Source organism: Pseudomonas sp. F3-2 (assembly GCF_038804275.1).
In the GTDB taxonomy this organism is placed as follows: domain Bacteria; phylum Pseudomonadota; class Gammaproteobacteria; order Pseudomonadales; family Pseudomonadaceae; genus Aquipseudomonas.
This window is the reverse complement of the sequence record NZ_CP152388.1, coordinates 295196-307333: the sequence shown is the minus strand read 5'-3', so window position 1 is coordinate 307333 and position 12138 is coordinate 295196. Positions and strand designations below refer to the sequence as shown.

The following is a 12138-nucleotide window of genomic DNA, read 5'->3' as shown; positions in this document are numbered from 1 at the left end:
CCTGTACTGCCCACTAATCGGCCCGCCGATATCAAAGCCCAAGCACCGGCTGACATTGCGGTATCATGCGCGGCCTGAATTTCGCGTTAGGTGGGTTCTGTAATGCTGGCATTCGTGCTTCCGGGGCGTCGATGAACGCTGCGGTCGACAAAGATCTTCCCATGGCTCTGACCCACACCGGCGTGCGCCCGGCTGATCGCCTTGGCTTTACCCTGATGATCGCGGCGCTGATCCATCTGGCGCTGATCCTTGGCGTCGGCTTCACCTACGTCAAGCCGGAGAAAATCAGCCAGACGCTGGAAATCACCCTCGCGCCCTTCAAAAGCGACACCAAGCCCAAAGACGCCGACTTCCTCGCTCAGGAAAACCAGCAGGGCAGCGGCACTCTCGACAAGAAAGCGGTGCCCAAGACCACGGAAATCGCGCCGTATCAGGACACCCAGATCAACAAGGTCACGCCTCCGCCTGCCGCCAAACCGGTGGTCAAGCAGGAAGCGCCCAAGACCGCCGTGGCGACAAAGGCTCAGGCGACGCAAAAGACTGTCGCCAAGCGTGATGAGGTCAAGCCGGAAGAACAGAAGAAGGCCGCGCCCACCTTCGACAGCACGGAGCTGAACAGCGAAATCGCCAGCCTTGAGGCCGAACTGGCCGATGAGCAGCAGGCTTATGCCAAGCGCCCAAAGATTCATCGACTGAGCGCCGCATCGACCATGCGCGACAAGGGCGCCTGGTACAAGGAAGACTGGCGCAAGAAGATCGAGCGCATCGGCAACCTCAATTATCCCGACGAGGCACGGCGCAAGCAGATCTACGGCAGCCTGCGCATGATGGTATCGATCAACCGGGACGGCTCTTTATATGAGGTGCTGATCCTGGAGTCATCGGGCCAGCCCTTGCTGGATCAGGCAGCACAGAAGATCGTGCGGCTGGCGGCGCCGTTTGCGCCATTCAGCGGTGATCTGGCCGACATCGACCGTCTGGAAATCATCCGAACCTGGAAATTCGCCAAGGGTGACAAGCTTTCCAGTAATTGATTGCGCGCTTCACTAACGCCACGCTTCCAGGCGTAGTGAGCCAACTGTCTCCAACGCCCCATCGATCGATGGCGTAACACCCGACGCCTTCCCGGCTGAAGCCGGTCCTACGAAAAACTTCCGGCGTCTGTAGGACCGGCTTCAGCCGGGAAAAGGCCGGTGAATGCGGTGGAGATGCGTTGGTTGGAAATCATTCTTCGCGGGCATGCTCACCACTGCAACGCTTGCCGATACAGTGCGCGGTGCAGGCCTGTCGAACATGAAACCTGAAACCTGTCGCGATTTATCCACCCTCGAGTCGGTTCTGCCAGTTGTCACAGCAGCCCCACAGCGCCACACTAGGGCTCATGAAAAACGTCACTCCGTCGTACCTCAAGCATCAATTTCTGATCGCCATGCCCCACATGCACGATGAGAACTTCGCTCAGACCTTGACCTACATCGTCGAGCACAATGCCAATGGCGCTATGGGCCTGGTCATCAATCGACCGCAGAGCCTGTCGCTGGCCGATATTCTCGAGCAGCTGCGTCCCGAAATGACACCTCCGGCCCGCTGCCAGCAGATCCCCATTCATGTCGGTGGGCCCGTTCAGACGGATCGCGGCTTCGTGCTGCACCCCACCGGTCAGATATTTCAGGCGACTGTGGATCTGGGCGGCATCTCGCTTTCCACCTCGCAAGATGTCCTGTTTTCCATCGCTGACGGCTACGGACCTGATCAAAATCTGATCACCCTCGGTTATGCGGGCTGGGACGCCGGGCAACTGGAAGCTGAATTCGCCGCCAACGCCTGGCTCAACTGCGCGTTCGACCCCAGAATCCTTTTCGAGCTCGACAGTCACGAGCGCCTCGATGCCGCCGCCGCGAAACTGGGGATCAACCTCAATCTGCTGACCAGCCAGGCAGGACACGCCTGATGGCCGCACTGCGCCTGTTATTGGGGTTCGACTACGGCAGCAAGCAGATTGGCGTGGCCGTCGGCCAAGTGATTACTGGCCAGGCGCGAGAGTTGTGCACATTGAAGGCACAGAATGGCGTTCCCGACTGGACCAAGGTTCAGGCGCTGATTACCGAATGGAAGCCGGACGCGATTGTTGTCGGACTGCCGCTGAACATGGACGGTACGCCCAGCGAAATGAGCGCCCGCGCCGAAAAGTTCTCACGCCAGATCAACGGCCGCTTCAACCTTCCGGTTTACACCCACGACGAGCGCCTGACGACCTTTGAAGCCAAAGGCGAGCGCATGTCCCGTGGCGGTCAGCGTGGCAGTTATCGCGACAACCCGGTGGACGCCATTGCCGCAGCGCTCTTGCTGCAGGGCTGGCTGGAAGCCAATAGCGCACTGTTCGAAACCTGATCGATTTACACTGCATCGAGTTGAAAGCACCGAATTCGAGTTTCAGCCCGCGCCGACGAGCAGTCCGGCCGGGCCTCTGAAGGAGCGACCATGACCCTGCCCAATCCCGCTGAACTGATCCGCCAGATGGCGAACGATCTGAACGCGCACCTGAATAAACGTGGCATCAGCGAGCCTCGCTTCATTGGCATCCGGACCGGCGGTGTCTGGGTCGCGCAGGCCCTGCTCGAAGCGATGGGCAGCCAGTCGCCTCTCGGCACGCTGGATGTCTCTTTTTATCGTGATGACTTCAGCCAGAACGGTCTGCACCCGCAGGTGCGCCCTTCGGAGTTGCCGTTCGAGATCGAAGGCCAGCATCTGGTGCTGATCGATGACGTGCTGATGAGCGGCCGCACGATACGCGCGGCGCTCAACGAACTGTTCGACTACGGCCGCCCTGCGAGCGTGACGCTGGTTTCGCTGCTCGATCTGGACGCCGCCGAGTTGCCGATCCGCCCGAATGTGACCGGCGCGACGCTGGACCTGTCTCCGAACGAGCGAGTCAAGCTCTCCGGCCCGACGCCGCTGACGCTCGAACTGCAAGACCTTTCCACCGATTCCGCCGCCCTCTAAGAGTCCTTTGCGATGACGCCTCCCGACGCCAAGCGCCCGCTGCAGCTGAACCATCAGGGTCAACTGCAACATTTCCTCTCGCTCGACGGTTTGCCCCGCGAACTGCTGACCGAAATCCTCGACACCGCCGACTCGTTCCTTGAAGTCGGCGCCCGGGCGGTGAAAAAAGTCCCGCTGCTACGCGGCAAGACGGTGTGCAATGTGTTCTTCGAGAACTCGACGCGGACCCGCACCACGTTTGAACTGGCGGCACAGAGGCTGTCGGCGGACGTCATCACCCTGAACGTGTCGACTTCTTCGACGAGCAAGGGCGAGACGCTGTTCGACACCCTGCGCAACCTTGAGGCCATGGCCGCCGACATGTTCGTCGTACGCCACGCCGACTCGGGTGCGGCGCACTTCATCGCCGAGCACGTCAGCCCGCAGGTCGCGATCATCAACGGCGGTGACGGCCGGCACGCTCACCCAACCCAGGGCATGCTCGACATGCTCACCATCCGCCGCCACAAGGGCAACTTCGAGAACCTCTCGGTCGCCATCGTCGGCGATATTCTGCACTCGCGGGTTGCGCGCTCGAACATGATCGCCCTCAAGGCGCTGGGTTGCCCGGACATCCGCGTTGTCGCCCCCAAAACGCTGCTGCCGATCGGCGTCGAGCAGTACGGCGTCAAGGTCTACACCGATCTGGCCGAGGGCTTGAAGGACGTAGACGTGGTGATCATGTTGCGCCTGCAACGCGAGCGCATGTCCGGTGGTCTGCTGCCGAGCGAGGGCGAATTCTATCGGCTGTTCGGCCTGACCACGGCCCGCCTGGCGGGCGCCAAACCTGACGCCATCGTCATGCACCCGGGTCCGATCAATCGGGGCGTGGAAATCGAGTCGGCGGTGGCCGATGGCCCCCATTCGGTGATTCTCAATCAAGTGACGTACGGCATCGCGGTGCGCATGGCCGTATTGTCCATGGCCATGAGTGGCCAAACCGCACAACGCCAGTTCGAGCAGGAGAACGCGCAGTGAAGTTCAGCATCCTCGGCGCTCGCGTCATTGACCCTGTCAGCGGTCTGGATCAAGTCATCGACGTTCACCTGGAAGCCGGCAAGATTCTCGCCCTTGGCGTGGCGCCTGCCGATTTCGAACCGTCACAAACCATCGACGCTGCCGGCCTGATCGCCGCTCCCGGTCTGGTCGACCTGAATGTTTCCCTGCGCGAGCCGGGCTACAGCCGCAAAGGCTCCATCGCCAGCGAAACCCGCGCAGCGGCGGCCGGCGGCGTGACCAGCCTGTGCTGCCCTCCCCGGACCAAACCGGTGCTCGACACCTCGGCGGTTGCCGAACTGATTCTGGACCGTGCCCGAGAAGCCGGACACAGCAAAGTGTTCCCCATCGGGGCGCTGAGCAAAGGGCTTGAAGGTGAGCAACTGGCTGAACTGATCGCGCTGCGAGACGCAGGTTGCGTGGCATTCACCAACGGGCTGATGAATTTCCGCAGCAACCGCACGCTCTGCCGCGCGCTGGAATACGCAGCGACCTTCGACCTCACGGTGATCTTCAATTCGCAGGACGACGACCTGGCTCAAGGCGGTCTGGCGCACGACGGTCCAACCGCCGCATTCCTGGGCTTGCCGGGCATTCCGGAAACCGCCGAAACGGTCGCGCTGGCCCGTGACCTGTTGCTCGTCGAGCAGAGCGGCGTTCGCGCGCACTTCACTCAGTTGACCAGCGCGCGCGGCGTGGCGCTTATCGCCCAGGCTCAGGCACGCGGCCTGCCGGTCACTGCGGACGTGGCACTGTATCAGTTGATTCTGACCGACGAAGCGCTGATCGACTTCTCCAGCCTGTACCACGTCCAGCCGCCGCTGCGCACCCGCGCCGACCGTGACGCGTTGCGTGAGGCAGTGAAGTCGGGCGTCGTTCAAGCCATTTCCAGCCACCACCAGCCTCATGAACGCGACGCCAAGCTGGCGCCCTTCGGCGCCACCGAGCCGGGCATCAGCAGCGTCGAGTTGTTGTTGCCACTGGCGATGACCCTGGTTGAAGACGGCCTGCTGGACCTGCCAACGCTGCTCTCACGCTTGAGCGCTGGCCCGGCAGCGGCGTTGCGCCTGCCCGCCGGCCAACTGGCCGCCGGTGCTCCCGCCGACCTGGTCTTGTTCGACGCAGCGGCGTCCACCGTGGCGGGTGAGAAGTGGCTGTCCAAAGGCGAGAACTGCCCGTTCCTCGGCCACTGCCTGCCGGGCGCGGTGAAATACACCTTCGTGGACGGCCGGATCAGCTATATCGGCTAAGTCGACGCGCCGCTCTGTCCTCGCAGGAGCGCGCTTGCCCGCGACGGCATCAGGTCAGACCCTGAAAACTCAGGTCTGACGCCTCGCGGACAAGCACGTTCCTACAGTTCAGCGTTTACCGGCGCTGCACGTTCTTCACCGAAATCTGGTCGTTGAGCGTCCAGAAGTCATACAGCACCCCGATGAACGCCAAACCGCCCGTCAGCAGGTAGAGGATCCCGGTGATCCATTTGCCCTGATACATGCGATGCACCCCGAACACGCCCAGAAACGTCAGCAGAATCCACGCGACGCTGTAGTCGGTCGTGCCGGCGTTGAATCTCAAGTCAGCCTCGCGATCCATCGAGGGAATCAGAAACAGGTCGATCAACCAGCCGATTCCCAACAGGCCAAGCGTGAAAAACCAGATCGTGCCGGTCACCGGCTTGCCGTAATAGAAGCGATGAGACCCCGTGAAGCCAACGATCCACAGCAGATAACCCATGAGCTTACTGTGGGTGTCGTGATGCGGAGCGTCGTGCTGATAGGTGTTCATTGGTAACCTCTTTCGTCGCGATAGAAAAAAATATGCGTAACTTTTGTGACTTTGGTGACCCCGTCCGACGTATGGCTTGAACCTATCCTCGTTCGTGCAAACCCTTGTTCTTCAAGGCGATGATCATACCAACGTGACAGTTTGACTGCCGAAACTGACTTTCAGGGCAGTAAATTGTTCGACAAATGGCCTCGGCAACTGGAAAAAAGCTGTTATAAAGTTGCGCGCTGACCAATATGAGCCCTGCCTAATGCGTCCATTTTTGAAGACATGGCTAACTATTTGCCTATTTATGCCACTGGCCGCCCACGCCACCAATCGTGAGCAACCGCTTCCTTCGAGTTTCACCGGCTTCACCGCACGAGCCGAGTCACCGGAAACCGTTTCACGCAATATCGCCGCTCAGCGAGCCGCGATGGCTGCAATCGAAGAGACAGCAACACCGCTTGCAACTTCCGGCAAAAAGTCGCGAGCCACCAAAAGCAAGAACACTTCGGGTTCTCGCAAGATTTCGCAAAACACGGTCGCCCTCGCCGCTTCGGCGCAGATGGGGACCAAGCAAAGCAGCAACGTGGTAAACCGTGCAGTGAAAGCCATCGGTACACCTTATCGTTGGGGCGGCACCAGCCCGACTAAAGGGTTCGACTGCAGCGGACTGGTTAAATACGCGTTCAACGACGTGAGTGAAGTGGATCTGCCGCGTACCTCGAACGCCATGGCCGAAGGTCACGGGCAAAAGGTCGATCGCAAGGATCTGAAGCCGGGCGACTTGCTGTTTTTCAACATCAAGAGCCGCAAGGTGAACCACGTCGCCATCTACTTGGGTGACGATCAGTTCGTTCACGCGCCGCGTCGTGGCAAGTCCGTGACGATCGATACGCTGAAAAAGCCGTATTGGGACAGCCATTACGTGGTCGCCAAACGCGTGCTGCCCAAGCAGCCGCCAAGCCGCAAAGGCACGACGGTGCGGATCGCTCAGCGCTGATCTGCGACGTTCTGTCTGACGACGAAACGCCCTGTGGGAGTGAATGCATTCACGAGCGGATCGTACAGCCGATAGAAACCTGTCGGATGTACGGCCAATCGTGAGTGCATGCACTCCCACAGTCGTTCAAGGCGATCGAATCAGAAGTTATCCGGTGTCTTTGCCTTCTCGCGAGCGCTTTCCCGCGTGATCAGCCCTTTGGCGATCAAGTCCTTGAGGCACATATCCAGCGTCTGCATCCCCAGCGAGCCCCCCGTCTGGATCGACGAGTACATCTGCGCCACCTTGTCCTCCCGGATCAGGTTTCGGATCGCCGAGGTGCCGATCATGATCTCGTGCGCCGCCACCCGGCCACCGCCGACTTTTTTGAGCAGCGCCTGAGAAATGATCGCGTGCAGTGACTCGGAAAGCATCGAGCGAATCATCGACTTTTCCTGAGCCGGAAACACGTCGACGATACGGTCGATACTTTTGGCCGCAGACGTGGTGTGCAGCGTGCCAAACACCAGGTGACCGGTTTCGGCTGCCGTCAGCGCCAGGCGAATGGTTTCCAGGTCCCGCAGCTCGCCGACCAGAATCACGTCCGGGTCTTCACGCAACGCCGAGCGCAAGGCTTCGGCGAAACTATGGGTGTCGCGGTGAACTTCGCGCTGGTTGATCAGGCTTTTCTTGGACTCGTGAACGAATTCGATCGGGTCTTCGATGGTGAGAATGTGGTGGTGCTTGTTGCTGTTCAAGTAATCGACCATCGCCGCCAGCGTGGTCGACTTGCCCGAGCCGGTGGGCCCAGTCACCAGAATCAGGCCACGCGGGACGTCGGTAATCTTGCGAAACACTTCCCCCATGCCCAGCTCTTCCATGCTCAGGACCTTCGAGGGAATGGTCCGGAACACAGCGCCCGCGCCACGGTTCTGATTGAACGCGTTGACCCTGAACCGCGCCACGCCGGGCACTTCGAAGGAGAAGTCCGTCTCCAGATCTTCTTCGAAATCCTTGCGCTGCCTGTCGTTCATGATGTCGTAAATCAGCGCCTGAACCTCTTTCTGGTCCAGCGCGGGCAGGTTGATCCGCCTTACATCGCCATCGACGCGGATCATCGGTGGCAGGCCGGCAGAGAGGTGTAAGTCCGACGCGCCTTGCTTGGCACTGAAGGCAAGCAGCTCGGTAATATCCATACAGCTCCTCATCACATAGAATGCCGCAGACTTTAGCCCTGCTGGCGCAAATCAATGTCCACGATAGCAGAGAACATTTCAACGCTCGCGGAGCGAATTCATAACGCCGCGCAGGCCGCTCAGCGCGACCCGGCATCCGTCGGCCTGCTGGCCGTGAGCAAGACCAAACCGGCAAGCGACCTGCGTGAAGCTCACGCGGCAGGTCTTCGCGACTTCGGCGAGAACTACCTGCAGGAAGCCCTCGGCAAACAGGCTCAATTGAGCGACTTGCCCTTGATCTGGCATTTCATCGGCCCCATCCAGTCAAACAAGACGCGCGCCATCGCCGAGAATTTTGCCTGGGTACATTCAGTGGACCGCTTGAAAATTGCACAACGCCTGTCCGAACAACGCCCCGCCGAACTGCCGCCGCTCAATATCTGCATTCAGGTCAATGTGAGTGGCGAAGCCAGCAAATCGGGTTGCACACCTGAAGACCTGCCAGCCCTGGCACACGCGATCAGCGCCCTGCCCAATCTGAGATTGCGCGGATTGATGGCAATTCCCGAACCTACAGAAGACAGCGACGAACAGAACGCTGCCTTTGCCGCTGTACGTGACTTGCAACATAACCTGAACCTGCCGCTGGACACCCTTTCCATGGGCATGAGCCACGACCTGGAAGCCGCCATCGCACAAGGCGCGACCTGGGTGCGGATCGGCACTGCCCTTTTTGGCGCCCGGAACTATGGGCAGCCTTAACTTTCGCCTCACAGGAAACCGTTCATGAGCAAAACCCGTATCGCATTCATCGGCGCAGGCAACATGGCGGCCAGCCTGATCGGCGGCATGCGCGCCCAAGGCGTCGAGGCTGAACTGATTCGCGCCAGCGATCCCGGCGCCGAAACCCGCGAACGCATCACCCGAGAGCACGGAATCCAGGCTTTCGCCGACAACGCCGAAGCAGTCGAAGGTGCCGACGTGGTGTTGCTGGCGGTCAAACCGCAGATGATGAAAACCGTCTGCGAATCGCTCAAGCCAAGCTTGAAGCCAGATCAGTTGATCGTTTCCATTGCCGCTGGCATCACGTGCGCCAGCATGAAGGCCTGGCTCGGCGAGCAGCCGATCGTTCGCTGCATGCCCAATACGCCGGCGCTGTTGCGTCAGGGCGTCAGTGGCCTGTACGCCACCGATGATGTCACGAGCAACCAGCGCGAACAGGCCGAAGCCTTGCTCTCGGCCGTCGGCATCGCCCTGTGGGTGAATGAAGAAACCCACATTGATGCAGTAACGGCGGTGTCGGGCAGCGGCCCGGCTTACTTCTTCCTGCTGATTGAAGCCATGACCGCCGCCGGCGTGAAGCTTGGCCTGTCGCCCGAGGTTTCCAAGCAACTGGCCGAGCAGACCGCTCTGGGTGCTGCACGGATGGCGACTGAGAGCGATGTCGATGCGGCCGAGCTGCGCCGCCGCGTGACGTCACCTGCGGGCACCACGGAAGCTGCGATCAAGTCCTTCCAGGCCGACGGCTTCGAAGCGATCGTGGAAAAGGCGCTCGGCGCTGCGGCACACCGTTCCGCCGAACTGGCCGAATTGCTGGGTAAATAAGGAGTAGTTCATGAATGCACTCACTGGCGCCACGATCTTTGTTATTCAGACGCTGATCAGCCTGTACCTGACCATCGTCCTGCTGCGCTTCGTGCTGCAACTGGTCAAAGCCAACTTCTACAACCCGCTCAGCCAGTTTGCCGTGCGGGCCACGCAACCGCTGCTCAAGCCCATTCGCCGGATCGTCCCCAGCGTCCTGGGTCTGGACACGTCCTCCCTGCTGCTGGCGATCGTGATCCAGGCGTTGTTGATGGCCTTCGTGCTGATGATGACTTACGGCACCATCGGCGACGTCCCACACCTGTTGATGTGGTCGATCATCGGCATCACGTCGCTGCTGCTGAAGATCTTCTGGGTCTCGATGATCATCATGGTGATCGTCTCGTGGATCGCGCCGGGCACGCACAACCCTGCCGCAGAACTGGCCTACCAGATCAGTGAGCCGATCCTGGCGCCCTTCCGCCGCATCATCCCCAATCTGGGCGGCATGGACATCTCGCCGATCTTCGCCTTCCTGGCCATTCAAGTGTTGCAGTCGTACGTCATGCCCGAACTGGCAGCGTACTCGGGCATGCCGCAGGAGCTGTGGCGGTTGATCTAAATCCCGCCCCACCCTGTAGGAGTGAGCTTGCTCGCGATGACGGTGCGTCAGATACTTAGATGGCGTCTGGCACACCGCAATCGCGAGCAAGCTCACTCCTACAGGTACTCATCTGTCCACCGCCCCGTTGTTCGCTTGCCGCTACCCCCCGTGATCTTTAGACTTACGCCTCATTTCAGCGAGAGCAGGGTCGATGTCCACGGTCTTTCCCGAAGATTCTGTCGGTCTAGTCACGCCGCAAACGGCGCATTTCAGCGAGCCACTGGCTCTGGCCTGCGGTCGGTCGCTGGCCGCTTATGACCTCATCTACGAAACCTACGGTCAGCTCAACGCCGCCAAAAGCAATGCGGTGCTGATCTGCCACGCCTTGTCGGGCCACCATCACGCGGCCGGGTATCACAGCGCCGAAGACCGCAAGCCAGGTTGGTGGGACAGCTGCATCGGCCCAGGCAAGCCCATCGACACCAACACGTTCTTCGTGGTCAGCCTCAACAACCTGGGCGGCTGCAACGGCTCGACAGGCCCCAGCAGCATCAACCCGGAAACCGGCAAACCCTTTGGCGCCGATTTCCCCGTATTGACCGTCGAAGACTGGGTGCACAGCCAGGCGCGTCTTGCCGACAGCCTGGGCATCATGCAATGGGCCGCCATCGTCGGCGGCAGCCTGGGTGGCATGCAGGCCTTGCAATGGACCATCACCTATCCGGACCGCGTGCGTCACTGCCTGGCGATCGCCTCGGCTCCCAAGTTGTCAGCGCAGAACATCGCGTTCAACGAAGTCGCACGCCAGGCGATCCTGACCGATCCGGAATTTCATGGCGGCTCGTTCCAGGAACTCGGCGTGATCCCCAAACGCGGCTTGATGCTGGCCCGCATGGTCGGGCACATCACGTACCTGTCCGACGATTCGATGGGCGAGAAATTTGGCCGCGGCCTGAAAAACGAGAACCTCAACTACGACTTCCACAGCGTCGAGTTTCAGGTCGAAAGCTACCTGCGTTATCAGGGCGAAGAGTTTTCCGGCCGCTTCGACGCCAACACGTATCTGTTGATGACCAAGGCGCTGGACTATTTCGATCCGGCCGCCAACTTCAACGATGACCTGGCCGCAACCTTCGCCGGTGCGAGCGCCAAATTCTGCGTGATGTCGTTCACCACCGACTGGCGCTTCTCGCCCGCGCGCTCTCGCGAACTGGTGGATGCGTTGATGGCCGCGAAAAAGGACGTCTGCTATCTGGAGATCGACGCGCCACAGGGCCACGATGCCTTCCTGATGCCGATCCCGCGCTACCTGCAAGCCTTCTCCAGCTACATGAACCGAATTGCACTCTGAGGACACCATGAGAGCCGACCTGGAAATCATCCAAGACTGGATACCGGCAGGCAGCCGCGTGCTCGACCTCGGTTGCGGCGACGGCGAATTGCTGGCCTGGCTGCAGCAGAACAAACAAGTGACTGGCTACGGGCTGGAAAATGATGCCGACAACATTGCGCGCTGCGTGTCCCGGGGCGTCAATGTCATCGAGCAGGACCTGGACAAAGGCCTGGGCAACTTCGCCAGCAACAGCTTCGACGTCGTGGTCATGACGCAGGCGCTGCAAGCAGTGCACTACCCTGACCGAATCCTCGACGAGATGCTTCGCGTGGGTCGTCAGTGCATCATCACATTCCCCAACTTCGGTCACTGGCGCTGCCGCTGGTACCTGGCGAGCAAGGGCCGCATGCCGGTTTCCGAGTTCCTGCCCTACACGTGGTACAACACGCCGAACATTCACTTCTGCACCTTCGAAGACTTCGAGGAGCTGTGCCGCGGTCGCTCGGCAAAGGTCATTGATCGGCTGGCGGTCGACCAACAACATCGCCACGGCTGGACAAGTAAACTATGGCCTAATCTGTTGGGTGAGATCGGCATCTATCGGGTCAGCAGCCCGACCTTGCAGGATCACCAGATAGCGGTCTGAGCCAACCGA

General features: G+C 60.4%; 14 protein-coding genes. 12 read left to right on the top strand and 2 right to left on the bottom strand.

Translation table 11 applies throughout. The annotated features are described in order from the left end of the window. The first annotated feature begins 131 nt into the window (after window positions 1-131). The 6 genes from AAGQ88_RS01385 (at window position 132) to AAGQ88_RS01360 (ending at window position 5288) form a co-directional block, all read left to right on the top strand. The gene (locus tag AAGQ88_RS01385; RefSeq protein WP_342654243.1) at window positions 132-1034 is read left to right on the top strand and encodes an energy transducer TonB; all 903 of its coding nucleotides are present in this window, start codon (window positions 132-134) and stop codon (window positions 1032-1034) included. A 347-nt stretch (window positions 1035-1381) separates the two neighbouring features. Then, window positions 1382-1951, top strand: a complete 570-nt coding sequence (locus tag AAGQ88_RS01380) for a YqgE/AlgH family protein (RefSeq protein WP_093468266.1) — start codon at window positions 1382-1384, stop codon at window positions 1949-1951. Then, complete coding sequence (gene ruvX, locus AAGQ88_RS01375; RefSeq protein WP_342654242.1) at window positions 1951-2391, top strand: Holliday junction resolvase RuvX; 441 nt, start codon at window positions 1951-1953, stop codon at window positions 2389-2391. Before AAGQ88_RS01380 ends, ruvX begins: the two co-directional genes overlap by 1 nt. A gap of 90 nt (window positions 2392-2481) precedes the next feature. Beyond that, window positions 2482-3003 (top strand): bifunctional pyr operon transcriptional regulator/uracil phosphoribosyltransferase PyrR, encoded by a 522-nt coding sequence (gene pyrR, locus AAGQ88_RS01370; RefSeq protein ID WP_093468260.1) that lies wholly within the window; start codon window positions 2482-2484, stop codon window positions 3001-3003. 12 nt (window positions 3004-3015) lie between these two features. Further along, on the top strand, window positions 3016-4020 hold the full coding sequence (locus tag AAGQ88_RS01365) for an aspartate carbamoyltransferase catalytic subunit (RefSeq protein WP_093468257.1): 1005 nt from the start codon (window positions 3016-3018) through the stop codon (window positions 4018-4020). Continuing rightward, a complete protein-coding gene (locus tag AAGQ88_RS01360; RefSeq protein ID WP_285423554.1) occupies window positions 4017-5288 on the top strand; it encodes a dihydroorotase in 1272 nt (423 codons plus the stop codon). Before AAGQ88_RS01365 ends, AAGQ88_RS01360 begins: the two co-directional genes overlap by 4 nt. A gap of 115 nt (window positions 5289-5403) precedes the next feature. Here AAGQ88_RS01360 and AAGQ88_RS01355 read toward each other — a convergent pair whose 3' ends face one another. Further along, entirely contained in the window at window positions 5404-5823 is a 420-nt protein-coding gene (locus tag AAGQ88_RS01355) for a TM2 domain-containing protein (RefSeq protein ID WP_285423555.1), read from the bottom strand. Between the two features lie 250 nt (window positions 5824-6073). Here AAGQ88_RS01355 and AAGQ88_RS01350 point away from each other — a divergent pair, with 250 nt between their 5' ends. Further along, complete coding sequence (locus tag AAGQ88_RS01350) at window positions 6074-6808, top strand: C40 family peptidase (RefSeq protein ID WP_285423666.1); 735 nt, start codon at window positions 6074-6076, stop codon at window positions 6806-6808. Window positions 6809-6948: 140 nt separating this feature from the next. On the opposite strand, the gene AAGQ88_RS01345 is transcribed toward AAGQ88_RS01350, so the two are convergent. Next, on the bottom strand, window positions 6949-7983 hold the full coding sequence (locus AAGQ88_RS01345) for a type IV pilus twitching motility protein PilT (RefSeq protein WP_342654241.1): 1035 nt from the start codon (window positions 7981-7983) through the stop codon (window positions 6949-6951). Between the two features lie 54 nt (window positions 7984-8037). Here AAGQ88_RS01345 and AAGQ88_RS01340 point away from each other — a divergent pair, with 54 nt between their 5' ends. The 5 genes from AAGQ88_RS01340 to metW all read left to right on the top strand — a co-directional run bounded on the left by AAGQ88_RS01340 (window position 8038) and on the right by metW (window position 12129). Further along, window positions 8038-8724: a YggS family pyridoxal phosphate-dependent enzyme gene (locus AAGQ88_RS01340; RefSeq protein ID WP_285423556.1), complete on the top strand. Its 687-nt coding sequence runs from the start codon at window positions 8038-8040 to the stop codon at window positions 8722-8724. 24 nt (window positions 8725-8748) lie between these two features. Further along, window positions 8749-9567 (top strand): pyrroline-5-carboxylate reductase, encoded by an 819-nt coding sequence (gene proC / locus AAGQ88_RS01335; RefSeq protein WP_285423557.1) that lies wholly within the window; start codon window positions 8749-8751, stop codon window positions 9565-9567. 10 nt (window positions 9568-9577) lie between these two features. Next, window positions 9578-10168: a YggT family protein gene (locus AAGQ88_RS01330; protein WP_342654240.1), complete on the top strand. Its 591-nt coding sequence runs from the start codon at window positions 9578-9580 to the stop codon at window positions 10166-10168. Window positions 10169-10361: 193 nt separating this feature from the next. After that, window positions 10362-11501: a homoserine O-acetyltransferase gene (locus AAGQ88_RS01325; RefSeq protein WP_342654239.1), complete on the top strand. Its 1140-nt coding sequence runs from the start codon at window positions 10362-10364 to the stop codon at window positions 11499-11501. 7 nt (window positions 11502-11508) lie between these two features. Further along, window positions 11509-12129 (top strand): methionine biosynthesis protein MetW, encoded by a 621-nt coding sequence (metW, locus tag AAGQ88_RS01320; RefSeq protein ID WP_342654238.1) that lies wholly within the window; start codon window positions 11509-11511, stop codon window positions 12127-12129. Window positions 12130-12138: the final 9 nt, after the last annotated feature.